At 46.9% G+C, this 24,847-nt stretch carries 25 protein-coding genes and 1 other annotated feature; of the genes, 6 read left to right on the top strand and 19 right to left on the bottom strand.

The window, feature by feature from the left end; translation table 11 throughout:
- Positions 1-121: 121 nt before the first annotated feature.
- From V6668_RS11955 to V6668_RS11940, 4 genes are all read right to left on the bottom strand, one after another.
- Complete coding sequence (locus V6668_RS11955; RefSeq protein WP_338708510.1) at positions 122-661, bottom strand: GNAT family N-acetyltransferase; 540 nt, start codon at positions 659-661, stop codon at positions 122-124.
- Between the two features lie 163 nt (positions 662-824).
- Positions 825-1,163, bottom strand: coding sequence for a L,D-transpeptidase (locus V6668_RS11950; RefSeq protein WP_076318547.1), 339 nt, complete (start codon positions 1,161-1,163; stop codon positions 825-827).
- Between the two features lie 56 nt (positions 1,164-1,219).
- On the bottom strand, positions 1,220-2,245 hold the full coding sequence (gene rsgA / locus V6668_RS11945; RefSeq protein WP_422395277.1) for a ribosome small subunit-dependent GTPase A: 1,026 nt from the start codon (positions 2,243-2,245) through the stop codon (positions 1,220-1,222).
- Between the two features lie 533 nt (positions 2,246-2,778).
- A complete protein-coding gene (locus tag V6668_RS11940) occupies positions 2,779-3,372 on the bottom strand; it encodes a metalloregulator ArsR/SmtB family transcription factor (protein WP_100529429.1) in 594 nt (197 codons plus the stop codon).
- Positions 3,373-3,550: 178 nt separating this feature from the next.
- Between V6668_RS11940 and V6668_RS11935 the strand changes: the two genes are divergently transcribed.
- The 3 genes from V6668_RS11935 (at position 3,551) to V6668_RS11925 (ending at position 5,927) form a co-directional block, all read left to right on the top strand.
- Positions 3,551-4,549, top strand: a complete 999-nt coding sequence (locus V6668_RS11935; protein ID WP_076249782.1) for a YpdA family putative bacillithiol disulfide reductase — start codon at positions 3,551-3,553, stop codon at positions 4,547-4,549.
- 5 nt (positions 4,550-4,554) lie between these two features.
- The gene (locus V6668_RS11930) at positions 4,555-4,998 is read left to right on the top strand and encodes a DUF441 domain-containing protein (protein ID WP_036609212.1); all 444 of its coding nucleotides are present in this window, start codon (positions 4,555-4,557) and stop codon (positions 4,996-4,998) included.
- 416 nt (positions 4,999-5,414) lie between these two features.
- The gene (locus V6668_RS11925) at positions 5,415-5,927 is read left to right on the top strand and encodes a hypothetical protein (RefSeq protein WP_036609214.1); all 513 of its coding nucleotides are present in this window, start codon (positions 5,415-5,417) and stop codon (positions 5,925-5,927) included.
- Positions 5,928-6,024: 97 nt separating this feature from the next.
- Here V6668_RS11925 and V6668_RS11920 read toward each other — a convergent pair whose 3' ends face one another.
- Both V6668_RS11920 and V6668_RS11915 read right to left on the bottom strand, forming a co-directional pair.
- Complete coding sequence (locus tag V6668_RS11920) at positions 6,025-6,474, bottom strand: NUDIX domain-containing protein (protein WP_338708508.1); 450 nt, start codon at positions 6,472-6,474, stop codon at positions 6,025-6,027.
- A gap of 56 nt (positions 6,475-6,530) precedes the next feature.
- The gene (locus tag V6668_RS11915; protein ID WP_036609218.1) at positions 6,531-6,827 is read right to left on the bottom strand and encodes a HesB/YadR/YfhF family protein; all 297 of its coding nucleotides are present in this window, start codon (positions 6,825-6,827) and stop codon (positions 6,531-6,533) included.
- 485 nt (positions 6,828-7,312) lie between these two features.
- On the opposite strand from V6668_RS11915, the gene V6668_RS11910 reads away from it, so the two are divergent.
- The gene (locus tag V6668_RS11910) at positions 7,313-9,058 is read left to right on the top strand and encodes an ABC transporter ATP-binding protein (RefSeq protein ID WP_338708507.1); all 1,746 of its coding nucleotides are present in this window, start codon (positions 7,313-7,315) and stop codon (positions 9,056-9,058) included.
- A gap of 12 nt (positions 9,059-9,070) precedes the next feature.
- A complete protein-coding gene (locus tag V6668_RS11905) occupies positions 9,071-11,161 on the top strand; it encodes an ABC transporter ATP-binding protein (RefSeq protein WP_338708506.1) in 2,091 nt (696 codons plus the stop codon).
- Between the two features lie 190 nt (positions 11,162-11,351).
- Here V6668_RS11905 and V6668_RS11900 read toward each other — a convergent pair whose 3' ends face one another.
- The 7 genes from V6668_RS11900 to V6668_RS11870 form a co-directional block, all read right to left on the bottom strand.
- A complete protein-coding gene (locus tag V6668_RS11900; protein WP_338708505.1) occupies positions 11,352-11,978 on the bottom strand; it encodes a YdcF family protein in 627 nt (208 codons plus the stop codon).
- Positions 11,975-12,520: a hypothetical protein gene (locus tag V6668_RS11895; protein ID WP_051447120.1), complete on the bottom strand. Its 546-nt coding sequence runs from the start codon at positions 12,518-12,520 to the stop codon at positions 11,975-11,977. The genes V6668_RS11900 and V6668_RS11895 overlap by 4 nt, the downstream gene beginning before the upstream one ends.
- Before the next feature lie 99 nt (positions 12,521-12,619).
- Positions 12,620-13,330, bottom strand: coding sequence for a hypothetical protein (locus V6668_RS11890; protein WP_338708504.1), 711 nt, complete (start codon positions 13,328-13,330; stop codon positions 12,620-12,622).
- Positions 13,327-14,382 (bottom strand): ABC transporter ATP-binding protein, encoded by a 1,056-nt coding sequence (locus V6668_RS11885; RefSeq protein ID WP_338708503.1) that lies wholly within the window; start codon positions 14,380-14,382, stop codon positions 13,327-13,329. Before V6668_RS11885 ends, V6668_RS11890 begins: the two co-directional genes overlap by 4 nt.
- A 6-nt stretch (positions 14,383-14,388) precedes the next feature.
- A complete protein-coding gene (argS, locus tag V6668_RS11880) occupies positions 14,389-16,119 on the bottom strand; it encodes an arginine--tRNA ligase (protein ID WP_338708502.1) in 1,731 nt (576 codons plus the stop codon).
- Positions 16,120-16,184: 65 nt separating this feature from the next.
- Positions 16,185-16,476, bottom strand: a binding site (T-box leader).
- 178 nt (positions 16,477-16,654) lie between these two features.
- The gene (locus V6668_RS11875; protein WP_036609230.1) at positions 16,655-16,990 is read right to left on the bottom strand and encodes a four-helix bundle copper-binding protein; all 336 of its coding nucleotides are present in this window, start codon (positions 16,988-16,990) and stop codon (positions 16,655-16,657) included.
- 73 nt (positions 16,991-17,063) lie between these two features.
- Complete coding sequence (locus V6668_RS11870; RefSeq protein WP_338708501.1) at positions 17,064-18,182, bottom strand: GTP-binding protein; 1,119 nt, start codon at positions 18,180-18,182, stop codon at positions 17,064-17,066.
- 171 nt (positions 18,183-18,353) lie between these two features.
- Between V6668_RS11870 and V6668_RS11865 the strand changes: the two genes are divergently transcribed.
- Entirely contained in the window at positions 18,354-18,872 is a 519-nt protein-coding gene (locus V6668_RS11865; protein WP_338708500.1) for a MogA/MoaB family molybdenum cofactor biosynthesis protein, read from the top strand.
- Between the two features lie 77 nt (positions 18,873-18,949).
- Here V6668_RS11865 and V6668_RS11860 read toward each other — a convergent pair whose 3' ends face one another.
- From V6668_RS11860 to V6668_RS11835, 6 genes are all read right to left on the bottom strand, one after another.
- On the bottom strand, positions 18,950-19,504 hold the full coding sequence (locus V6668_RS11860) for a hypothetical protein (RefSeq protein WP_338708499.1): 555 nt from the start codon (positions 19,502-19,504) through the stop codon (positions 18,950-18,952).
- 74 nt (positions 19,505-19,578) lie between these two features.
- The gene (locus tag V6668_RS11855; protein ID WP_338708498.1) at positions 19,579-20,598 is read right to left on the bottom strand and encodes an acryloyl-CoA reductase; all 1,020 of its coding nucleotides are present in this window, start codon (positions 20,596-20,598) and stop codon (positions 19,579-19,581) included.
- Positions 20,599-20,708: 110 nt separating this feature from the next.
- Entirely contained in the window at positions 20,709-21,362 is a 654-nt protein-coding gene (locus V6668_RS11850) for a hypothetical protein (RefSeq protein ID WP_338708497.1), read from the bottom strand.
- Between the two features lie 397 nt (positions 21,363-21,759).
- The gene (locus V6668_RS11845; protein WP_036609243.1) at positions 21,760-23,214 is read right to left on the bottom strand and encodes a nicotinate phosphoribosyltransferase; all 1,455 of its coding nucleotides are present in this window, start codon (positions 23,212-23,214) and stop codon (positions 21,760-21,762) included.
- A gap of 197 nt (positions 23,215-23,411) precedes the next feature.
- The gene (locus V6668_RS11840) at positions 23,412-23,969 is read right to left on the bottom strand and encodes a cysteine hydrolase family protein (RefSeq protein ID WP_036609245.1); all 558 of its coding nucleotides are present in this window, start codon (positions 23,967-23,969) and stop codon (positions 23,412-23,414) included.
- 67 nt (positions 23,970-24,036) lie between these two features.
- Positions 24,037-24,840 (bottom strand): NUDIX hydrolase, encoded by an 804-nt coding sequence (locus tag V6668_RS11835; protein ID WP_100529416.1) that lies wholly within the window; start codon positions 24,838-24,840, stop codon positions 24,037-24,039.
- Positions 24,841-24,847: the final 7 nt, after the last annotated feature.

Here is a 24,847-nt window from a genome sequence, read left to right as displayed (position 1 = left end):
TAATATATCATTAACCTTGTTAAGAACTACGCAAACGAGAAGACCTGAATTAGCTCTTCCATTCTTTAAGCTTAAGGGAAACAATACAACCAACACTATTCTCTCACCATCTGGACGTCTTTCAACAGTCGGGCAGGCTCTTCTCTCCAAAGAGGCTCAAGTCTTCCCATCCGTAGCCAACTTCGATCAGATCTTGACCACCAATGCGGAGGGACTGTGTCTGGACTGGAGTGCCTCCCATCTTTTCATAGAAGCGGCAAGCTGAATTACGCTCCAAAGCCCATATGATCAAACGTTTCATATTGTGGGTCTGCAGATGATGAACGACATGTGTCGCCAGTTGCTGACCTATCCCCGCTTGTTGCACTTCCTTCAGCAAATATATGGCGTACAACTCTCCATCATAAGGTAATTTGCCTTCACGCTCCTTACCCCCACAAGCAAATCCGACAATGTTCCCATCATCCTGTTCAGCTACCACCAGGATCTGATCCTTTTCGCCAGAACGAATGGTCTTCTCCCACTGGGACAATCTTGATTCTATAGTCAAATGATCCAAAAAATCGTCAGGCACAATTCCCCGATACGTTGTTTTCCAACTCTCCGTATGTACATGAGCTATCCCCTGCGCATCCCCTTCACGCGCCCGCCTGATCAGCATAGCTATCACTCACTTTCTCTCGTAACTGCCGTATTTTTACCATATTATATGTTCTTCTTTTTATAATTCCAAATTCATCCACTTCAGTCCTGATGCCGCTAGGCATGATTCGTAATCAAAAGTGGACTTTTTGAACTACCTCTTATAAAAGTAAAATCCGGCCCTACGGCCGGATCGTTACCCTAGTGCCTACAGATACCTTGGAAGACAGATCCAGTACATCCGAGTTGTACATGCGTATACAACCGTGGGAGACAGATTTGCCAATAGACCAAGGCTCATTGGTTCCGTGTATGCCATAATGGGGAGCAGACAGCCCCATCCAGAGCACGCCAAATGGCCCACCTGGATTCGATTGTTTGTTAATAATAGTGAACTCCCCGTTTGGAGTCTGCGTGAGCATCTTGCCGGTGGCCACAGGATAGCCCTTAATTACCTGATTGCCGTCCAGAAGATATAACATGTGGTCAGACAGATCTACAATAATCCTGTAATCTGGCATAATGACATCCCTCCTGACCTATCTTATGCATGATACCGGATGATGCCCGCCTGATTTCAGGCTTCCTCCCACTCTTTCACACTACGGGAGTGCTTGGGTTTGCGACTATTGGCCGGTTTACTGGAAGCGGTACGCCTTCTGGATGCCACTTCTTCCTTGCGTTGCTGATATTGCAATTCCTTCTGCATTTTCAGATAATTATTCAGTCTTTTTTCATCCAATGAACCATCCTGTATGGCCTCTTTCACTGCACATCCAGCTTCCCGTGTATGACTGCAATCCAGAAATCGGCACGTGGCGGCAAGTTCTTCAATTTCTCCAAACGCATGCGACAGCCCATCATTACCCTCATCCCAGAGATTAAGCTCGCGCATTCCTGGAGTATCGATCAATACGGCTCCCTGTGGAAGTACAAACATCTCCCGGTGTGTTGTCGTATGTCTCCCACGACTATCTCCCTCGCGGACGGATTGCGTAAGCTGCACATCCTCACCCATCATCCAGTTCACCAGCGTAGACTTGCCACTGCCAGAAGATCCTGTGAGCGCAACAGTCAGCCCTGGCTGCAAGTATCGTTCCAGTAAGGATTTCCCTTGACCCTCCACTGCAGATATCGCAAGCACTTCAACGCCTGGGGCGATTCCTTCTACACTTCGGATCTGTTCTTCCACATTGTTGCACAGATCACTTTTGCTCAGAACAATGACTGGCCTTACACCACCATTCCAAGCCATCATCACGTACCTTTCGAGTCGTCTAAGGTTGAAATCATGATTAAGTGCAGCCACGATTAACAGTGTATCTACGTTTGCGGCGATTAATTGTTCCTTGGTCACCGGACCTGCCGCCTGTCTCGATACCCTGCTCCGACGTGGCACCAGATTGTGAATAATTGCTTCTTCACCCGACTGACCTGTAATGGCCACCCAATCTCCAACCACCGGTGCCAAGCTGGTCTCCAGACTATCATGACGCATTCGGCCCGAAATCCTTCCCCAGCATTCGCCCTCTTCTGTAATCAAACGTTGCAGATGTCCATGGTCTGCGATAATTCTGGCTGGCTTTTTCTCCTGCTCTTCCATCCCTGTCTCTTGCCACAGTTCCTGCCACTTTGCAGACCAGCCGTACTTCTCAATATGGTTATCTAAAATAAAAATTCCTCCCAAAATAAGTTGTTTACTTCGTTCAAGCCGAGTGAACAATCATCTCCGGTTCAGATCAAAACAAAAAAACCACGAGTAGAAATACACCCGCAGCAATAAGTAGTTAGCCGAATCAAAGATCATCCCTTCTTGTAGATCTACCGGATAAAATACTTAACCCTCCGATATAAACAATTCAGGAACACCCTTTTATCGGCAAACAAAAAAGCCACGGGTGCGTCACCCGTGGCTTCATCTGAGCATGCAATACATCACGTTACAATGGATACTGCTATCCAGCTAACGCAAAATTACATGCTTTGATCCGTTCCGGAGACGCTGTTCATATTCAAATTAACGTATACTGCATTTAAGTTTGTCATAAACAATCGCCTCCCTTGTAGAATTATCCATTATGTTACACACTTAGCTTTACAGTTGTCAAGCCCAAACTTTTTTTACCACCAGCTACTCTATTTGACCTGATCCCAGCGTGTCCACATTTCCTTCGGATTCAATTCATAGATCTCCTCTTCCCGATACATGAACTGATGCATGATAAATTCCCGCCGAATCGTGGCAAAGTCTTCATGGTATTGCTTTATAAATGTATTGATTTCTTTTTCTGTATACTTCCGACCAAATTCAAGCTGCTCGACCAGATGACCAAGTACAATCAGTTTTTTCTTGTATTGAGCCGGAATCTGACGCAGTCGTCCATCTTTGGAGAAAAAATTTCTCATGACCGACGCTTTCAATGTTTCGTTCACATCACTCATATCCGTAACCTCCTCTCGATTAAAGATAAAATCAACCGAAGCCTGTGCATTCTCGCGGATAAACGAAGGATTGAGTGTGAAATACACTGTATTTTTCTCCCGTCGTTCCTTAATCAGCGCCGCCTCTCTCAGCTTGGATGCATGATGTGTCACGGTTGGCTGTGAAAGATTCAGCCGCTCGGCAAGTGCCTGTCCGTGCAGTTCACCCTGTGCCAACAACAGCAGCATGCGAAGCCGGGTCGGGTCAGCCAACGCTTTATGATAAGCCACAATTTTCTCCAGCTGCATCATCGTTCATCTCGCTTTCAATTAGATATATATCTAATTTGATATTAGTCTTTTCTCCTCTACACGTCAACTCCTTTGGTTTCAAGTAAGCTTGTCTAATTAAACTCCACGCTTGAACTGGCATTGGCTCGTTATTTACGGTAGGATTATATTGCTTGAAATAAGGAGGATTAAGAACATGGAAGATGTCATTATTATCGGCGGAGGCCCATGCGGTCTGTCTGCTGCCATTGAATGTGAGCGGCTGGGACTGTCCGCTGTGATCGTTGAGAAATACAATATCGTTCAATCTATTTATCTGTATCCAACCCATATGCAGTTTTTCAGCACAGCCCCGCTGCTTGAGATCGGAAACGTTCCGTTCAGCACACCTAATGATAAACCGTTTCGTTATGAAGCACTTGCCTATTATCGCAGGGTAGCCGAACATTTTGGTCTGCGTGTTCATAACTATGAGGAAGCCCGTGAAATTAAACGCAAGGATGATGGTACGTTTGAGGTACATACGCTCAATCGCCGCGGGGAGGCCATCGTACATGTTGGACGCAATGTAGTTGTAGCTACCGGTTATTTTGACCATCCTAACTATCTGGGCATCCCTGGAGAAGATAAAGATAAGGTAACCCACTACTTCCGGGAAGCCCACCCTTATACCCGTACACGTGTCGCCATTATTGGCGGAAGCAACTCAGCCGTGGATGCAGCCATGGAACTGGTTCGGGTCGGAGCACATATTGATATGGTTTATCGCGGCAGTGGTCTGTCCCAGCATATTAAACCGTGGGTACGTCCGCTATTCGAGAGCATGGTGACAAAAGGTCATATCACACTCCACCTGGAATCACGCGTGAATGAAATACTCGATGATTCGATTCGTCTGATACACACGGATGGTTCCACTCGGGAACTGGATAATGACTTCGTACTGGCAATGACCGGTTTCCGTCCAGATCGTCAACTACTCACGTCGGTAGGTGTGGAGATGTCTGATGATATGGATAAACCTCTATATGATGCACAAACGATGGAAAGCAGCGTACCTGGTGTATATGTGGGCGGAGTCATCGCTTCGGGTCGTAATGCCAATGAAGTCTTTATTGAATCCGGGCGCTGGCATGGACGTTACATTGCGGAACATATCGTTAGCAAACAACGTGGACAGACTGAAGGGAAATGAAAACAATGGATATGACTTCCCTGCTGTTGCTCGTATTTGCGGCTCTCGGGATTATCAGCAGCAACACACCTGTGACCGTAGCGATGGTATTTCTGTTGTTGCTACGAGTCCTGAACCTGAATCAGGCATTTCCATGGCTTGAAAAATACGGACTTACACTGGGCATTATCATTCTGACCATTGGCGTGATGGCACCTCTTGCCAGTGGCAAGATGAGTCTGCAGACGATCGGTGAGTCTTTCCTGCACTGGAAATCACTGCTCGCCATTGGCGTAGGATTACTGGTGGCATATCTCGGAGGACGTGGCGCTACGTTGATGGGTACACAGCCAACTGTCGTTGCAGGGCTGTTAATCGGAACGGTACTTGGGGTTGCCCTATTCAAGGGTGTGCCTGTGGGTCCATTGATTGCGGCGGGAATTTTATCATTGCTGCTGGGCAAATCCTGAATCAAATTGTGAAGCTTGTGACCTTACATGCTATGCAGATTGGCTGTATTTCCCACCGTTGTGTGATATACTTCTATTCATGCAAATCATGTACACGAGTCTACAGCAGAATAATCCACATTAGAGGTTGTTCAAAAAGTCCGCTTTTGATTACGAAGGATGCCTAGAGGCATCATCAGCATCGAATATGGAATTCAGCCGAAATAAGCGGGAGGCTTACGAAGTATGTTTCCTTTGGAAACATTGCGGTTGCTCACGTAGTTTTCCCTACGCTCCGCTACTCCATTTCTAGCTTCATCCCATCTTCTCGGTACTGAAAACCGTCCTATTTGAACACGTACTATTGTGGTTATGCTGTTGCATGAAAATATAGATTCACTTTGCAACTATTAATGGCGCAGGAGGATTCAGGAACCATGTCACGTCAGTTTATTACAGAAGCCGTGATGGTGGCCATTTACGGTCAATTGTTAGCGCCGCCCGCGCCTGTTGAATATATTGTTCCTTATACCACCATCCTTGAGCTATATGAATTCCAGACCAGTCCTGATCCCATGATGGATAACCCGGCAGATGATCAGCATGTGAAATCCAAAATCAATGAAATGATTTCTTATTTCGAGGAACCGCTGAATAAGAAAAAAATAGAGCGTGCGTTACTTGTTCCATGGGCCAAAAGCCCCTCCATTTTATTTGGTGACCAAGTATCCATTGCCATTATCAATGCAATAGATACGGCACAGTACGGGGAGTATTTCGATCCCATTGAGACCGAACTGCTGCTGACATCTCAGCGCCTGAGTATCCCGATTCTTACCGATCAGGTTGAACTGATTGCACGCATAATTGAGTCTGAATCACCTGTACAGGTATTTGATATTGATGATTTTGATTTTGCGATGGATGATGAACCACTGGATCAGGTGTAATTCATGCTCTGAGCACGTGAATCGGATTTTTTAAAAAATGACCTTGGCATCCACTGTATCGTGCATGCCAAGGTCATTTTTTGCGTCAACACTTATTTTATTCTGCAATATCCCGCGCTAACAGGATTCGGCTAATCTGATTAAGAGGTGGTAACGACTCCAGCGTAAAAAACTTCAGACCTGCATCACTATTTACACGCGACTCCACAAGGTCATCCTGAATGATCACTGTCCGAAACATGGCAATGACATAATACTCTTCATCTCCGCTTGAATGCAAATACCGAAGGTCAGGCCCCGAATAGAGACCTTCCAGTGTCATGGTATCAGCAGTCCAACCTGTCTCTTCCCATAACTCCCGATGTGCAGCATCTTCAATAGCCTCACCCGGGCGCATCTCACCTGCTGGCAACCGCCAGTGACCATGTTCAGCATGCTGAATCAGCAGTAATTCACCTTGTTCGTTCTCAGCCCGCACCGCCGCTTTTACAACAATATGAGAGCGTTTTGCGATATACTGGGCCAAATCTCGTGGTGGCAGATTCACTGCTTATCCCCTCCTCCTACTCGGAAGCCGGTGGCGACCTGTAATCCATCTATTGCTTAGACTTCCGTGTAACGATATTCGATATCCTGACCTTCATCAACGATGTCCACATGCAGTTGGTGCCCTTTCAGATACCAATAATCGTGATCTTCCATGAAGAATTGAATCCCCGACACTTCGGTTTGATCCGCAGGATGTCTCGGTTTCTCTACAGCAATACCTAGCGAAAATCCAGGGTGAAGACCTCCGCCAGAGCTATAACGTGCAAAAAATCGAATGCTGTCTCCCTCGTTCAAATTCAGCTCTTCCTTGTACCAGCGAGCAGCTTGATCGGATACATGTATGGTACTCATTTGGTGTCAGCTCCTTCTGTATATATATGTTCCATCATATCTCGACAGGGACTTGAATACAAACCCAAGTGACCACATAAAGACAAAATAAGTTGTGAAAAATGTTTGACAGATTGTAAAAGCCGGTGTTAAGATGCAAACATACGAGGTCTACATTGTATTTATTTCCAAAAAAAGAAAGGGTGATTACGGTGTTTAACAAACATATGATAGGTCAATTCAGCACACAACTAAATACCGGAGCACACCCGAAATCATTATTCCGTTCATAAGTCGGCATGACAGGCGATCTTTCATTAGAACCTCTGTGATGTATACTCACAATCGAACTTATATATGGTGACGGCTCTGTTCTCTGAGCCATGCTGCCGTATGATTATATGAAGACATACCGCCTGCGTGCGGTATGTCTTTTTTTGTGGGTACATTTCGGCATTCATGAACGGAATTTGCATTTCTCGGACATCGAAAGGAAGGGATAACACTTGTTCTCTGTACTTAAAAACCTGGCCTGGTTCTTCCGGCTGGAACGCAAACGATACCTAACCGGTGTCATTTTGCTTATTCTGGTGGGCATTGCCGAACTGCTGCCTCCTCGTCTTCTTGGTAATGCCATCGACGAGATTGTGCGCGGTTCCATTACCGGCACCTCACTTACGCGTTATATTTTGCTTATTCTGGGAACGGTCATCATTATCTATCTGGTTACATACGTTTGGATGCACAAACTGTTTGGTGGTGCCAACCTAGTGGAGCGGCTGCTTCGTTCACGCTTTATGGACCACTTGTTACGGATGACTCCTCCCTTTTTTGAGAAAAACAGAACAGGAGATCTGATGGCTCGGGCCACCAATGATCTTCGTTCCATTGCCACTACAGCAGGCTTCGGCATGCTGACCTTAACAGACTCTACAGCCTTTCTGGCCACCGTATTGTTCGCCATGGGTTTTCTGGTTAGTTGGAAACTGACCTTGGCGGCAATCCTGCCATTACCTTTTATCGCCATTGCCATGATGATCTATGGTAAAGCTGTACATCAACGTTACACCCTGGCACAGGATGCATTCGGAGATATGAACGACCAGGTGCTGGAATCCATCGCCGGGATTCGTGTCGTGCGTGCTTATGTGCAGGAACGTCTGGACGAGAAACGGTTCGCCGACGTGACCGAAGATGTGTATCGAAAAAATCTGGCTGTTGCCAGAATGGATGCCCTATTTGAACCCACCATCCGCCTCTTCGTAGGACTCAGTTATGTGATTGCACTTGCCTACGGCATTTATCTTGTATTTCATAATGAAATTACCCTGGGGGATCTCGTATCGTTTAACATGTACCTGGGGATGATGATCTGGCCCATGTTTGCCATCGGCGAATTAATTAACCTGATGCAACGTGGTAGCGCTTCGCTTGATCGGGTCAACGAGACTTTATCAGTAGAACCTGCCGTACAAGATGTGGAGCAACCTGCTCACGTTCCGAATCCGGAAGAAATTGCGATGCAGGATGTTACATTCCGTTACCCAAGTTCCACTGTCGACAATCTCAGTCACATCAGCTTTTCGCTGCGACGGGGTCAAACATTGGGTGTTGTGGGTCGTACGGGTAGCGGTAAGTCTACTTTACTCAAACAACTGCTTCATGAATACCCTGCCGGTTCGGGCACATTAAGCATCTCGGGTCATCCGATTCAGGATATCGCCAAAGATGACTTGCACAGCTGGATTGGGTACGTACCACAGGAACAAGTTCTGTTCTCCAAATCAGTTCGTCAAAACATTCAATTCGGTCAACCTGGGGCCAGTGATGAAGTCATCATGGAAGCCATTCGTACCGCCGCTTTTGACGGGGATCTGGGGACTTTGTCCGATGGACTGGATACACTCGTTGGTGAAAAAGGAATCTCTCTGTCCGGTGGACAGAAACAGCGGGTATCGCTGGCGCGTGCCTTTATTGCTAATCCTGATATTCTGATCCTCGATGATGCCTTATCTGCGGTCGATGCACGTACTGAAGCCAAAATCATTGAAAATATACGCAACAAACGCTCGGGCAAAACCACGCTGATCTCGACTCATCGCCTGTCTGCTATTGAACATGCTGACCGAATCATCGTACTGGAGCACGGAAAAATTACGGAAGAAGGCACTCACCAGGAATTGTTAGCCATGAACGGCTGGTACCGTGAACAGTATGAACGGCAACAGGTCGAGTCCAATCTGTCCACGTAGGAGGTCAATTCATTGAAGTCTAATACAGGCAAAAGGCTGCTTGATTACGCCTTGAAAGCCAAAGGAACATTTATCGCTGCATTAATTATGCTTACCATTGGTGTTGCGGCCGAGCTTGCCGGGCCGTTCATCGCCAAATCCATGATCGATAATCACTTGCTCGCGATTGAGCAGCCTTTCTATGAGACAACAGCTTCTGATGAAGCCGCAGTCTACAACGGTAAGAACTACAAACGCGAAGGCTTGTTCGAACCGGATGAAAACAAAGGTTCCGAAGTGCGAGTATTACAAGCCGGCAGAAGTTTTTATTTTGTAAACGAACCGGTAAGCGCACCTGACGGGGACCGCACATATACGGATGGAACCCTCACGGTTACACGCGCAGGTGAGGTAACAGGCCAATATGCGGCAACACCCCTGTCCGCGGGTGAACTGTTTGCTTTTTACAAACCGGAGATGCCCAGCATCTATCAATTAATTGTGTATTACATGATCTTCCTCGTGATCTCGGTCATTATGGAGTTTGGTAAAACTTTCTGGCTGCAATCCTCGGCCAACAAGGTCATTCAAAGACTGCGTAACGATGTGTATGCCCATATTCAGCGACTGCCGGTGCACTTTTTTGATAACCTGCCCGCAGGTAAAGTTGTATCTCGGGTCACAAACGACACAGAAGCCGTCAAGGATCTGTTCGTTGCTGTTCTTTCGAACTTTTTCTCAGGAATCATCACGATTACAGGTGTGTATGTCGCACTCTTCCTGCTTGATGTTCGCCTGGGTCTAATCTCATTATTCGTTGTGCCGATGCTCATTACATGGATTGTGCTCTATCGCAAATTCGCTACTCGCTACAACACGATCATTCGATCCCGACTGAGTGAGATCAATGCAATCATTAACGAATCCATTCAGGGGATGTCCATTATCCGCGTATTCCGCCATCAGAAACAAACCAAACAGGAATTCGAAGATCTAAATGATGACTATATGAAACACCAGAACAAAATGCTTAACCTAAATGCCTTCACCTCACACAATCTGGTTAACGTATTACGGAATATCGCCTTTGCGGTTGTCCTGTGGTACTTCGGTTCCAGCGTGTTGGATGGCACAAGTATTATCTCCCTTGGTGTTCTGTATGCCTTCGTAGATGTTCTGGGTCGCTTGTTCCAGCCAATCACCGGTATGGTGAATCAACTCGCCAACCTGGACTCCTCCCTCGTATCTGCTGGTCGCGTCTTTGAGCTGATGGATGAAAAGGGAGAAGCTGTAACCGATGGCTCTATGCCAAGATACAAAGGGAATGTTGTCTTCGATGATGTATCCTTTGCCTATAAAAAAGATTACGTGCTTAACAATATCTCATTCAAAGCATCCCAAGGTCAGACGGTCGCTCTGGTCGGTCATACCGGTTCGGGTAAAAGCTCAATTATCAACCTGCTATTCCGGTTCTATGACCCGCAAAAAGGCAAGATCACGATTGACGGTCAGAACGTCAAAGATCTGCCTAAACAGTGGATTCGCGAGCATATGGGGATTGTATTGCAGGACCCGTATCTGTTCACAGGCACCATTGCTTCCAACGTCAGTCTCGGCGATGAGAAGATCTCCCGTGAACGAATTGAACAGGCGCTGCGTGATGTAGGCGCTGAACGTATACTGGCTCATTTGCCTCAAGGCTTTGACGAACCTGTCATCGAAAAAGGAAGCACATTGTCTGCTGGACAGCGTCAGTTGATCTCCTTTGCTCGGGCACTGGCGTTTGATCCGGCCATCCTCATTTTGGATGAAGCTACAGCCAATATCGATACGGAAACAGAAGCTTTGATTCAGAACGCACTCGAAGTCCTCAAAAAAGGACGTACCACCTTCATCATTGCTCACCGTCTCTCCACCATTCGTTCGGCAGATCAAATTCTGGTTCTGCATCGCGGGCGTATCGTTGAGCAGGGTGCACATGATGAACTGATGGAGCTTAAAGGCCGCTATTATAAGATGTATCAGCTTCAACAAGGTGCGCAAGCAGCAACGAGTGCAACCAGCGAAAATCCGTCGGGTGAGATCATTCCAACCTCAACCTCCTTTGCCGGAGGCAATGCATAACAGAGTAAAACAGATAGCTCTTTAAGTAACCAATCAAAATGATGTACTCGACGGCAAAACAAAAACCGATCTACACAGCTACCTCAGGGTTTGCGGTGTAGATCGGTTTTTTTGTATTTTCATCGGGATTCAGGTTCCGATACTGTTTATTTCGATTTCGTCCAGACAAAAAAACAATCCGCGTGCAGCCTCATGGCTGCTGCGGATTGTCTATCCATCCTTTGATCGTATATCCCATGTACATCACGGTCTCTCTTGCGAGAAAAGGAAACTTGCTGCGCCAGGTTCGATAAGCCGTAGTTCGTGTCGGAGAGGGTACAGCATCCATACCCAGTCCGACAGCCAGCTTCATGGCCCGTTTCATATGTAATGGATCACTCACAATCGTATAGGTTTGATAACCGGCCTGTTCACCAATCGGAATTGAATTGACCAGGTTCTCCTCGGTAATTCTGGATTTGGTCTCTATGCGAATGTCCGCAGGATCTACTCCATGTGTGATGGCATACTTCTGACCCACTTCAGCTTCCGTATGTTCTCCATCATCACCTGATCCACCTGTGAAAAGCAGATTACGAACGGTACCCTGACGGTATAATTCAATCCCGTGTTCAATACGTTCGCGAAATACAGGTGAAGGGTTATCCCCCGCCACGGCTGCGCCCAGAATGATTGCTGCGTCCGATATCCTGGATGAATCCTCATCCGTATATGCAGATATACGGATTGCTGTAACCACAGTCCACAGGATTCCAACCAATACTACAGCCAGAGCCGTCATTAATATCCAGCGTTTCGTTATCCGTTTGCTTGTCATTCATCCTCTTCCAAAGCCCTTGCTTGCATACTCTCGGTATGCATACGCTCCAGCGTTTGCAGAGCTGCTGCGGATTCGGCATCCAGACCAAGCTCTGCAATCCATGCACCCGTATATTGCTGAAGACGGATCTCCAACTCCTGTGCACGGTCTTTGAAATCCTCCAATTCCTTAATCATACGTGATCGTCCTTCCGGACTGAATGTCTCATGGATTCGTTCCTTGAAGTAGTGATGTACGATACGGTTACGTTGCTGCCATAACTCATTCAATTGAAGAGTCTCTTCCTCGGAGAATGTAAAATGATGGCGCACTTCGTGAATGAGCTGTCCCAGTGAACTGCTCATCTTTCGTTCGTACAGATCTTCCAGATCCTCTTCAGACACGGCTTTGCCCTGAGACATTTTCATTAATAAAATCAGATTGACCAGCTGCTGTTCAAGCGCCTGCCCGTAGTACACTGCCAATCCGTAATAGGCAAACAATTCCCTGGAGTGTTCGCTGTCCAGCATGTCACCATTCTGGATATCTGTATTTTGCATATGCGAGCGCCCCCTTCAACCGTACAATGTTAACCATTCCATGTCCCTCTATCCTAACCAAACCAAGAGCAACATTCAAGTTATCGGGAAGCGCGTCTTCTAACTCCGCAGATCTCTTCTTCCGGACAGCCACACATGGATGATTAGTAACCCTAATGCATAGAGCACAGTCCACAGCATAACCGAAACAAAAGAGTCCATCTTTGATTCATCAAATAACATCATCTCACGAACCAGATAAAAAGCTGGCGGAAGAATGCGGCCAAGCCATTCTAACGATTCAGGCAAACGTTCACTTAAGGAACCTTGGATAAACGATAGTAATAATACAATAATGAGGGCAGGCATACTTCGACTAAGCAAGGGAATGTACGATTTTTGAAAGAATACACTAATGCCTAATCCCAGCAGTGATAACCCCATATGTCCTAACCAAGTCATCATCCACTCCTCACCTGTGGGTTGTCTCTCAAACATTCCCGCGAACACGGGATACAGCACAGTGATTACGGTGAGCATGAATTGCATTATCCAGGCACAGATGAGTTGACTTAATACAACTTTACGCCTGCTTCCTGTATGAAGGACGAGTAATTGATACTGCTTTGCACGTTCGGTATTCATCACCATTACTCCGAGCCAAGCAGCTGCCACAAATAACAGCATAGCCGTGACACTGTAACTGTCCGCAATAGGGTTGGGTTTGTAGGAATAGATCAGCAGCATGGCGATGATATAAAAGATAACCGGTGCAAAATATTTCTGTGAGCGAATGTGATGCCTTAACAAATATCGGGTCAGATAGATCATTCAGCTTCTCCCCCCGCATCATCCATGGAAGAGCTTAAGTCCACAGATTCTGTGACAGCTCCACGACTCGCATGTACAGCTGGATGTTGTCCTTCCAGCAGACTTTCCATATGTAATTGACTTTCTTCCTGTTGTACAGACACAACCGAACCTCCGGATGCCAGGATCATTCTGAGGACATCATCTGTTGATTGTTGAACCACTTTCCAATCCCACAACCAAGCATTGGATTTCTCCGAGTTTGTATTACGAACTAAAGACAGTACTCCCGGTTGTTGTAAAATCGATAGATCGTTAGCCAGATCCTCTCCGGCTTCCGTCAGACTCTGAATACGTACAACAGGTTCGCCAACTTGAAGTATATCTTCACGACTCCAGTAGCGGAGCACGCGGCCTTTCTTTAACACAATCACCTGGTCTGCCAAACGTTCAATAAGCAACGGTTCATGACAAGCTGTAACGATGGATGTCCCTTCATCCTTCCATTGCCCCAATAAGGATACAATGCCCTCTTGAGCTGGAATATCCAAGCCTGACAACGGTTCATCCAGCAACAAAAGACCACCCGGTCCAGGTAACAGGGCCTGAATCAAATTCACTTTTTGCAGTGTGCCCTTCGATAATAAGGGTAACTTCTGATCGATCGCGGTATCCAGATATAAAAGTTCACTAAGTTCTCTAATCCGCTCACGCAGTACTTCGGGGCGAATGCCCCGAATCCGACCCATGTCCCACAAATACTCTCCAGAGGTAAAGGGCAAACGTGGCAGGCCATCTACTGCATACCCATCAGAACCCTTCATTGTGCGCTGGATCGATCCTGTATCGGGTAACAAAATACCTGCCAACATACGTAGCAACGTGCTTTTGCCAGAGCCGTTTCTGCCAACAAGTACAGCACATTCGCCCTGCTTCACTTCCAGATTAATTTCATCAAGTACTTGAGCATTACCTAATCGCTTGCTCACTTGTTGAAGCAACATACCTCGACCTGATGAGTCTGGTACATTTTGATCGGCTTTCTTGAAAAGTCCACGTATACTCCTTATCACCTGGGATCACATCCGCTCTGGAGCTTGTACACCTAGCAAATGTAAACTGTACGCGAGGCGTTCGGCAGTCCGTTTGGCCAATGCCACTCGGAAGGATCTTACATCAGATGACGCATCCGCAATGCGTTCGGCGTGATAGAAGCGGTTGAATGCTTGAGCGACATCTATTGTATATTTGGCAATGACCGAAGGCTCATTCCGATGAATTGCTTTTTTCAAATACTCGGGATATTCACCAAGCAGTTTCAGCAATGCCCATGAGGTATCTCCGATAAGGGATGGAGTGGTTACTGTGTTATTCTCACCATCCGCAAGGTTGGGTTTAGTCAAAGGGTTTTCATTTGCCACGCGGATTGCCTCTTCTGCCTTGGCAAGCACACTTTGAATCCGAGCATGGGTGTATTGCACATAAGGTCCAGTCTCCCCTTCAAAACTCACCGCATCTTCCAGTGAGAAGTCCACATCGTTTAACCGATTATTACGCAGATCACCAAAGATAATGGCACCTACACCAACAGCCTCAGCCACCTTCTGAGGGTTCTCCAGATTGGGGTTTTTCTCCTGAATAATCTGCAAAGCACGAGCAACTGCCTCATCCAATACTTCCTGCAAAAAGACGACTTTACCACGACGGGTAGACATTTTCCGTCCCTCAAAACGCATTAATCCAAACGGGATATGTTCACACTTCGCAGACCATCCATGACCCATCCGGGATAGGACCGCAAATACCTGCTGGAAATGTAACTTCTGCTCGCCTCCGACCACGTATAACAACCGATCTGCCTTCATCACCTCATGACGATAGACTGCCGTAGCTAAATCCCGAGTAGGATAAATTGTTGTTCCATCTTTTTTGATTATCAGGCACGGTGGCATGTTCTCATCCTCCAGACGTACCACGAGTGCTCCATCACTCTCTTCAAGTAAACCTTTTGCCTTCAGTTCTTCAACCACTGCACCCATCTTGTCATTGTAAAAGCTCTCCCCCAGTGTATGGTCGAACTGTACATTCAGACGTTCATACATCCGGTTGAATTCCTTCATGCTCACTTCCACAAAGAACGCCCATAACCGCTGTGCTTCATCATCCCCTTGCTCCAGCTTGCGGAACCAGTCGCGTGCCTCAATCTCAAGTGAAGGATCGTTCTCCGCCTCATCGTGGAAGCGCACATACAGCTCCAAGGACGTACGGATCGGGTCTGCCTGCAACGCTTCATCATTGCCCCACCGTTTATACGCTGCGATCTGCTTGCCAAACTGGGTTCCCCAGTCTCCCAGATGATTCACACTTACAGAGGTATAACCCGCTTCGTTATACAACCGATACAGTGCTGCACCGATTACAGTAGAACGCAAATGTCCGATTCCGAAGGGTTTTGCGATGTTAGGGGAAGACATATCAATCACAACACGTGAACCTTGACCAAGCTGAAGCTTACCAAATGCCGCATTCCCCAGTTCTTTCAGCAGATTCGGTGCGAGCTTCTCCCGATTAAAACGGATATTTACATACGGACCGGCGGGAGTCGCTTCAATTCCAGATGTCTGCAATCCCGTTGCGAGCTCAGTTGCAATAACTGCCGGTGCTTTCTTTAATAACTTCGCTAATACAAAACAAGGGAATGCTGCATCGCCCATCTCCGCCTGTGGTGGGACTTCCAGTAATCTCAGAACCTTTTGTTCATTCAATCCCGTTAAAGGGGCAATATCGGCCGCAACCTGCTTCATCAACATGCAAAACACTCCTTATCCATTCATTATTGGCTGAAAATAAACACACAAAAAGCTCTCGTCTCTAAATAAGAGACGAGAGCTGACTTAACAGTTCCCGCGGTACCACTCTAAGTGAACAGCTTACTCTTAATATGCATCAACATGCATACCAGTAGAACCTGTTCCGCTCGATGCGTATAACGGTCGCAAGCCGGGTTACCCTCAGACAGATATGGCCTATCCCAATCGGGATACGTACATCTTTTCGGATAACCATCTCACGGGTGCGATTCACTCAGGTCATGTCATACCGGCTTCCACCTCTCCCGGCTCGCTGTCATGTATGGATCTGGCTACTCTCCCGATCATTGATATTCTTCGTTTCAATTCATTGCCATCATTATACATACCACGATCAGAATTGGCAACCTGCATTAAAAATCCCCTACTGAAAGGCAACACATAGGCACATCGTCTCAGATGCTTGTGTTCTCTGCCTTCCCTTAGGGGACAACGGTCATTATCGGTTTAATTATATATTCCAGTGAAATAATATTTACGCTACTGCTGCCATCAACCGGCAAGCTTCTGCACATCTGCGGCAAGCCTCTGCACATGCTTGGCAGTGATCATGGTGGTGTTTGCCACACTCAGCGGCGCAAGCTTCACAAGCTTTCACACACAATTCGCATATTTCAGCAATGAAATCACTTCCACGTGTCATCGCTTGTGCAGCAAAACTGCAGATCTCCGCACATTCCCGATTCAAACGAATGCAATCACGCAACATCGCCAGATCATATTCTTTCAGACTCGATATGTAACATACGTTGCATGCATTCATGCACTCCAGGCAAGCATCGATACATTGTTGATATTGTTGTTGTGTCATTTAAAGTTACCTCCCAGGCAAAGTTTGCTATGCATCTTAATACCCAGTTCGGAGGAATATTGAATCATCTAACCTACTTTATCGCTTCCAATTCCAGTAATTGGTCACGAATGACAGTTTGGTCAAAATGCTCACCTATAAACACAGCAACATTAGGGACCTCTCCCTGAGGTGTGATCTTCATGTAATCCGATTCACGGTAGGCATACTGGAACCAGAAACGACTCGCCGTGTCACTAAACGATAAGATGCCTTTTGCTCGATACACGTCCCGTGGCAAAGCAGATACAAATTGTTCAAACGCCTCACTGTTCACCGGATGACTGAAATAATGCGTATACACCATAACATGTTCGTGTGAGGCATGAGGAGCAAAATGCTCGTGACCGTGGTCATGACTATGGCTATGAGATGCGTCAGTATTCGTAGCATCGCCTTGGACTGTATGATCTGTATGCTCATGTCCATGATTGCAGCCATGTGTACCACAGGTTTCCGTATGCACATGATGCTCTTGGTGAGCCGGCTTGCCTGCTTCAGAAGCTGAATCACGTACATGCACGTCTGCCCCGCTGCGAAGCAGCAGATCCATCTCCACCTCACATTTCACTGTAAGAATTACAGGTGCGAAGCCATTCCATTTTGCCAAAAGCTGCTCCAGATCCTTCAGTTCCTGTGCACTCACCCGATCCGTTTTATTCAAGAGAAGCACAGACGCACAACGAATCTGCTCCTGCATTAGCTTGAAGGTCTGCCCCTTCTGCTCCTGATACAGACCAGACAGATGTGCTGCATCCACAACAGTAATGAGACTTTTCAGTTCCAATCGCATGTAAAGTGAAGTCTCCGTTACCGCATCCAGAATCTCCATTGGATTCGCCGCACCGGTTGCTTCAATGATGATCACATCAGGGGATTCCTCTTTAACGAGATCAGCAAGTTGCAATCCCAAGTCACCACGTACGGTACAACAGATGCATCCACCTAACATCTCTGTCATCGGAACAGTGGAATCCACAATCTGACCATCCAGATTGACTTCGCCTAACTCATTCATAACCACTGCGGGGCGCAAACCCTGCTGTTGCCAATGTTCAATCAACTGAACAAGCAGTGTTGTTTTGCCACTCCCCAAAAAACCTGACAGTATATATACAGGTATGGATTGTTCTTTTATAATCGTTTCATTCATGCGTATACACCTCTCTGATTGTCCTTCTTGTAACCTAGTCTATCTATATCTAGCGAGTGTACACCATCCCGCATTCGTTGTGCAATAACGTTCAACTCTTCCCCAGTACATTGCCTGATTCTAACGGATGGTCTATGCTATGAGGACATGTTGATTGAAGGAGGAAGTTTCATGACTAATTCAGTGGAACAACATCGCGAGGAAGCCCCTGACACGGTATCGTGCATGATTGTTACAGTGTCTGACACACGAACTAAAGACACCGATACCAGTGGCCAGCTCATGCACCAGCTTTTGAATGAAGCGGGTTATCAGATTGTTGAATACATCATCACACCAGATGAGACGGAGAACATTCGAAGCATCCTGCAAGATGCAGCTGTTCGTGATGATATTGAAGCCGTGTTACTTAGCGGCGGAACAGGGATTGCACCCCGAGATACAACTTATGAAGCAGTATCCTCACTACTCGACAAGGAACTCCCGGGCTTTGGTGAGATCTTCCGTTTTCTCAGTTACACCGAAGATATCGGTTCCGCTGCCATCCTGAGCAGAGCCGTCGCTGGAACGATTGGACGAACAGCCGTATTCTCCATGCCGGGTTCCAAAGGAGCCGTCAAATTGGCCATGGAAAAACTCATTTTGCCCGAGCTGCGGCATGTGATGCGTGAAATATATAAACCCGTCTGAAAGATCAGACGGGTTTTTCGGGTTTATTTTTTAGCTGTACGGTAAGGATTGAAAGTTTTCTGTGCTTCCATCTTCTCTTACCTTAGTTGCCCCAACACATGTTGGAACACCTGCATAACATCCTGTTCATACTTGTCCTTTTCTCCACCGGAAGCTGTATAAACGAGTGAGACGTACCCTTTGCTACGAATCGTTGTCCGGCCAAGCGCATTCTCCAAGACAGCCTCATCACGATTCTCACTATACATTTGTTTCATGCTGGCCACCCGGGTTGTCGCATCACTGAAAATATGGACTTTCACGATGTGTCTGCCACTTCCATTCAACAAATACATATAAGAGATCCCACCATGGCCGTCATCGGCAGACATGTTATTCATCAGCTGAATGCCTTTTGCTTCAAAATTCTTACTGATCTCACTCACCAATTCACCGTTTAATCCGTGTCCTTGACTCTGTGCCCGCACATTTCCTTCATCTGTCGCTTCGCGGGTGTAGACCTTCCGCTCCTGTTCAATGGATGATGCCGAACAAGCCACCAGGGACCAGACACTCGTGATCAACACGCCACTTACAAGTACCGACTTCATTGTTCTTCCAACCAGACTTCGGCCTTTTCTACCAAACCACATGCCAATCCTTCCTTTCCAGCCACGTGTACTGTGACCCAATCAGGTAGAATTAGCATGTCTAAGGACTTAGAATCTTATGCGGATGGCAGATCTGATATTGTATTGACCACCGTACGACCCACTGCACCACCTTGGAGTATCGTCTCCAGCGTAAGAGGCAATTGATCTAGAGAGATCTCCCGGATTCCCAGTTCCAGCGCGCGCTCTGGTTTCCATTCTCCGCCGAGCAGTTTCCACAATCGTTCCCGACGTTCCATCGGACAATATACAGAGTCTATACCCATAAGCTGGATGCCACGCAAAATAAACGGAAGTACCGTGGATTCAAAAGCTGTGCCTCCAGTTAACCCGGATACCGCTACCGCACCTCCGTATTGAATCTGTTTCAATCGCTCCGCAAGAGCCGGTCCTCCTGTTGGATCAACAACTCCCGCCCATAGCTGTTTCCCCATGGCTCCTTTAGCTGGAGCATCAGCTTCTTCACGAGTAATAACCTCTGAGGCGCCCAAGTTTCGGAGCAATGACTCCTCCTGATCCTTCTTGCCTGTGCTGGCTGTTACTTCAAAACCAAGTTTCGCCAGAATGGCAACTGCCATACTGCCAACACCACCCGTTGCACCCGTAACCAGAACCTTGCCCATCTCTGGTTTCACTCCAGCCTGTAACAACGAATCTACCGAAAGTGCAGCCGTAAATCCTGCGGTTCCAATTGCCATGGCTTCTTTCTCACTGAGACCCGGTGGCAGAGGCACCAGCCATTCACTGCGCAGACGAGCATACTCGCTGTACCCTCCGTAATGGGATACGCCAGGTTCAAATCCTGTACTGATCACCCGATCTCCTGGTGCAAAACGTCCACTGACCGACTCCTCTACCGTTCCTGCCAGATCAATTCCTGGTACCATCGGGTACTCACGAACGACACCGCCTTTCTCAAGGGTAGCGAGTCCGTCTTTATAATTGACACTGGAGTACTGCACCTGTACCGTTACATCTCCATTTGGCAGATCTTCCTTCTTCAGTTGCTCTATAGCAGCTTTCACTCCGCCCTGTTCTTCTTTACGGACAACATATGCGTTAAAATGATTTTTCATCGATAGCCACTCCTTCTTTGGATTGTATATATTTTTCCATTAAGCACATGAATTGTTCGCATTCAGCTTAACGGCTCCTTTTACCTGTGAAATTCTTCAAATATTGATGATCAAGCTCTGTCTCTCCTGAGCGTCAACAGATAGATTAGTGGACCCACAATAGGGATGATGCCTGCCGCGGTCCAAGCTGCTGAACGTCGACTCAGTTTAGTATCCCTGTATATCGCAATCATGGAAAGTAAGGTCAGCAGCACAAAATCAATCGTCATGATATGTACAAAGGCAGATTGCTTGAATGCTTCCATATATACATCCGGATGACCTTGCGTCACGGCATAGAAAGCTGTCCCCAGCGTCAACAGCAGAAGGACTACATGCGTCAGCTTGTGGGCTGCTACCCGTCCAATTCCCGTCTCCCGCTGACGACCAAAATGCAAGCTTGCGTAACCCGAAGCTCTATTTGCGGATGATGACCATGCATAATAGGGAAGAAGGGTAAAAGCACCCAATCCGAAAGAAAGTATAACAAAAGGCCAAGCCGGTACACGGCCACCTCGTTCTTTCACAGATGTTCTTAACAGCATACAGGCATAAACTGCCGGGAAAATACCTAACCACGAAAATACCGTAAGTAACCAGGGCTCTTTGCTTTGCATTGTAATCAGTTCTTTGAATATCGGATCACTTCCAGGTGACTGCCCTGGTGCCAACAACACTGCATAGGCAATAAAAGCGATCCAGACCAGTCCTAATATCCATCTCATGTCTGCACCTCCTCTTACTTTCATCCCCTACAGCTGCGGGATTGAAACAATGCGATGCAGAATTTGGCGTCTCGTGCGCTTTCCCGAGAAATAATTACTGCTTTTCCCCTACAACCTCTTGAATTGGGCATGACTATTTCCAGTATAGCCTGCTACCTTGGCAGTCTGTCCATGAGATTTCTTACATCACTGGTCCACCTCATCGGGATCATATAAGAATAACGTCTATCAACTATCGACGTACTTTCACAGAAGACAGAACGCGTATAGCGGAAATTTTGCTTGCAATCATCGAATCGCTCAACTCCGCTAAGAACGTATACATTTTATAGGCATCAAAAAGGCATAAGCCAGTATACCTCACTGGTTATGCCTCTCTGTAATTCTTATGTGTAGATCATTCCTCTGTGGATTTCACATGTTCCGCAATGAGCTTCTGCTTCATATTCCATGCCGCAGGGCTGATGTTCACACGGTAGATCTCCGGGTTGAGCTTCCGTTGGTATTCAGGCCAGAAGAGGTTCATCTGTTCCCGGTGGTACGCCCGAATCTCATCCAGATTAGGCAGTTCATACACTTTACGTCCATTCACAAAGATTGGCTCCAGCATATTGACCGCTTCGTAGCGGGTAACCGTCTTTTTCAGGTAAGGGTGTAGCGGGTTGAACAGCTTGAGCGGTCCGCCCTGTAGCGGCTGCTCTTCCTCTGGATAGCAGATATAATCTGCAATCGCTTTGCCATGTTTCGGATCAATGATCCGGAACACTTCCTTTTTACCTGGAGTGGACACCTTTTCAGGATTGGCAGATATTTTGATCGTAGGCAACATGGCACCGTCCACTTCACGCTCCACCAATTTGTACACTCCACCCAAAGATGGCTGGTCAGAAGCGGTAATCAACTGTGTACCAACACCCCATGTATCAATCCGTGCTCCTTGAGCCTTCAGGTTGAAAATCGTATTTTCATCCAAATCATTGGATGCTACAATTTTCACATAATCCAGCCCAGCCTCATCCAACATCTGACGTGCCTGAATCGACAAGTACGCTAGGTCACCACTGTCGAGACGAATCGCATTCATCTTTTTGCCTTGGCTCTCCAACTTCTTGGCTGTTTTGATGGCGTGAGGTACTCCACTGTTCAATGTGTCAAAGGTATCAACCAGCAGCGTAACCTGATCAGGCAACACTTTGGCATACACGTCAAACGCCTCCTGTTCGCTCATAAAGCTCTGTACCCAGGAATGGGCATGAGTACCTGCTGTTGGGATTCCGAAGCGCTCTCCGGCCAGCATATTAGACGTTGCATCGAAGCCTGCTACATACGAGGCACGTGCGCCCCAGATGGCAGCATCCGCTTCCTGCGCACGCCGTGTGCCGAATTCGAGCAACGTATCCTGTTGTGCTACCTGTTTGATCCGCGAAGCCTTGGTTGCAATCAACGTCTGATAATTCATGAAGTTAAGTATCGCCGTCTCCACCAATTGAGTCTCCATAATGGAGCCTTCTACCCGAATGAGCGGTTCGTCAGGGAAAACAATTGCACCCTCCTTCATGGAATGAATCGTCCCCTGAAATGAAAACTGGAGCAACTCTTCCAGAAAGACCGGATCGTAATTTTCCTCTTGTTTGGATAAAAATTTGATGTCGTCCATCGTAAACCGAAGCTGGCTGATATAGTTCACAATACGTTCCAATCCGGCAAATACCGCATATCCGTTACCAAAAGGAAGTTTACGGAAATAGGCTTCAAATACCGCCTTCCGCTTGTGAGTACCATTCACCCAATGGGCGTACATCATATTGATCTGATATTTATCCGTATGTAAAGCCAGGCTAGTTGTCTGCATTTGTCTCATCCTCTCTGACTTCCGCTCGTGCCCCCAGATTTCATCTGTGAACACGGGTTAACATATGGAGACTCATTCTTCATGATTCTGTTCATCCGTATTAAACAAACAAGTCTCCCGTAAAAAACTCTATACACCATTCACCACATTCATCCGGTTCCTAACATGGAGTCAACCAAACATGACTATGGAGTAAATTAAGCCAAGACTGTCTCGCTCGCCTTAACCACCGAAGCACCAAGGCTGGAACGAAAATGTCCAAGTGCCCACTCATGCCCTGCCGGATTGAAGCTGGCAACGGCATCTTCGTATACCGTAATATGAAAACCTTTATTGTAAGCGTCCACTGCGGTATGCAATATGCAAATATCCGTGCATACCCCAATCAGTGCAATATCCGTTATACCACGTGCACGCAGTCTGAGTTCCAGATCGGTCCCACAGAATGCACTATATCTCGTCTTATCCATCCACTGTATATCTGTTTTCCGTTCTTCCATCACTTGGGCAAGACGACCATATAACTGTCTTCCCTCCGTATTTCTGATGTTATGAGGTGGGAAAAGTACAGTCTCCGGGTGATACGGATCATTCTCTTCGTGCAGATCCACAGCCATGATTACCTCATGTTTGTTCTTACAATAGGCCTCGGTTACAGCTGCAATCGTCTCTTCGATCTCTACTGCTGGCTGACCTACAGGCAAAGAACCTGTCACAAAATCCTTCGTAAAATCAATGACAATCAGTGCTTTCATCGTCAACACTCCCTTAGCCCAGAAATGGTTGATCCTGATTCAATCAGATTGACACATCTACACCTTATTACGTGTAGATGGACAGGCGTGGTACGAGTTCTGTAAAACGATATAACTGCGCCGGACGCTGCGAGTACTGGTTGGAACTCACCAGGTTCCCCTCTTCATCTCTTACTTCTTCCACAATGCCTTTACGGCTGCGGGTTGACGTAATCTTGCGAATGAAGTTTGGTTCTTCAAAATCCGGTACAACACTTTGAATAACCTGATATAATTCACTTAATGTAAAATCACGTGGCAGGAACTGACGAGCAATCGTCGTTTCCAGCATCTGCTGTTGAATACGTCGATAAGCATCTTCAATGATTGTTCTGTGATCAAAGGCCAGTTCCAGTTCTTGCAGCGCCTCCTGAATCGTGAACAACCCAACATCCTCAGCATCATCTGCCGCTTGGCGTTGATCCAGCATCCATTCTTCTACAAGCGCGAAAAATGCGTGTGAGATAATCCAGCCCCTCGGGTCACGACCCGGCTGACTGTATACATTCAAGTATTCCAGATGTCCACCGTCTACACCTGTCTCTTCCATCAACTCACGCTTAGCTGCACCGTAGATGGATTCATTCTCCTGACAAAATCCACCGGGTAATGCCCATCTACCTGCAAAAGGCCAGCCTTTGCGCTTGATCAGCATCACTTTCAGTTCCCGAATGGGAAGTGTCTTCGTCACCGTCTTGCGCTCCCGCTTGGTTAAGGTGAACATAACGATATCCGCAGGAACACCATCGGGGGTACGATATTTTTGGGAACTATAAGCAAGTGCTGCTTGTTCGTCGCTCTCTGCATTAAAGTGTTCGTAGTTTTCGCTCATGGGCACC

Source organism: Paenibacillus amylolyticus, from assembly GCF_036894225.1.
Classification (GTDB): Bacteria; Bacillota; Bacilli; order Paenibacillales; family Paenibacillaceae; genus Paenibacillus; species Paenibacillus amylolyticus.
The sequence above is the reverse complement of the archived record's forward strand: the minus strand, read 5'-3'. Positions and strand labels throughout refer to the sequence as shown.

Excerpts from the sequence above, each read along its gene's own strand:
- V6668_RS11930 (WP_036609212.1), top strand. The coding sequence starts at position 4,555 with ATGGATATGACTTCCCTGCTGTTGCTCGTATTTGCGGCTCTCGGGATT.
- rsgA (WP_422395277.1), bottom strand. The coding sequence starts at position 2,245 with ATGGAAGAGCAGGAGAAAAAGCCAGCCAGAATTATCGCAGACCATGGA.
- V6668_RS11865 (WP_338708500.1), top strand. The coding sequence starts at position 18,354 with ATGACTAATTCAGTGGAACAACATCGCGAGGAAGCCCCTGACACGGTA.
- V6668_RS11895 (WP_051447120.1), bottom strand. The coding sequence starts at position 12,520 with ATGCAAAATACAGATATCCAGAATGGTGACATGCTGGACAGCGAACAC.
- V6668_RS11840 (WP_036609245.1), bottom strand. The coding sequence starts at position 23,969 with ATGAAAGCACTGATTGTCATTGATTTTACGAAGGATTTTGTGACAGGT.
- V6668_RS11935 (WP_076249782.1), top strand. The coding sequence starts at position 3,551 with ATGGAAGATGTCATTATTATCGGCGGAGGCCCATGCGGTCTGTCTGCT.
- V6668_RS11870 (WP_338708501.1), bottom strand. The coding sequence starts at position 18,182 with ATGAATGAAACGATTATAAAAGAACAATCCATACCTGTATATATACTG.
- V6668_RS11950 (WP_076318547.1), bottom strand. The coding sequence starts at position 1,163 with ATGCCAGATTACAGGATTATTGTAGATCTGTCTGACCACATGTTATAT.
- argS (WP_338708502.1), bottom strand. The coding sequence starts at position 16,119 with ATGTTGATGAAGCAGGTTGCGGCCGATATTGCCCCTTTAACGGGATTG.
- V6668_RS11890 (WP_338708504.1), bottom strand. The coding sequence starts at position 13,330 with ATGATCTATCTGACCCGATATTTGTTAAGGCATCACATTCGCTCACAG.
- V6668_RS11940 (WP_100529429.1), bottom strand. The coding sequence starts at position 3,372 with ATGCAGCTGGAGAAAATTGTGGCTTATCATAAAGCGTTGGCTGACCCG.
- V6668_RS11875 (WP_036609230.1), bottom strand. The coding sequence starts at position 16,990 with ATGACACAACAACAATATCAACAATGTATCGATGCTTGCCTGGAGTGC.
- V6668_RS11845 (WP_036609243.1), bottom strand. The coding sequence starts at position 23,214 with ATGCAGACAACTAGCCTGGCTTTACATACGGATAAATATCAGATCAAT.
- V6668_RS11915 (WP_036609218.1), bottom strand. The coding sequence starts at position 6,827 with ATGAGTACCATACATGTATCCGATCAAGCTGCTCGCTGGTACAAGGAA.
- V6668_RS11860 (WP_338708499.1), bottom strand. The coding sequence starts at position 19,504 with ATGTGGTTTGGTAGAAAAGGCCGAAGTCTGGTTGGAAGAACAATGAAG.
- V6668_RS11850 (WP_338708497.1), bottom strand. The coding sequence starts at position 21,362 with ATGAGATGGATATTAGGACTGGTCTGGATCGCTTTTATTGCCTATGCA.
- V6668_RS11835 (WP_100529416.1), bottom strand. The coding sequence starts at position 24,840 with ATGAGCGAAAACTACGAACACTTTAATGCAGAGAGCGACGAACAAGCA.
- V6668_RS11900 (WP_338708505.1), bottom strand. The coding sequence starts at position 11,978 with ATGACAAGCAAACGGATAACGAAACGCTGGATATTAATGACGGCTCTG.
- V6668_RS11955 (WP_338708510.1), bottom strand. The coding sequence starts at position 661 with ATGCTGATCAGGCGGGCGCGTGAAGGGGATGCGCAGGGGATAGCTCAT.
- V6668_RS11855 (WP_338708498.1), bottom strand. The coding sequence starts at position 20,598 with ATGAAAAATCATTTTAACGCATATGTTGTCCGTAAAGAAGAACAGGGC.
- V6668_RS11925 (WP_036609214.1), top strand. The coding sequence starts at position 5,415 with ATGTCACGTCAGTTTATTACAGAAGCCGTGATGGTGGCCATTTACGGT.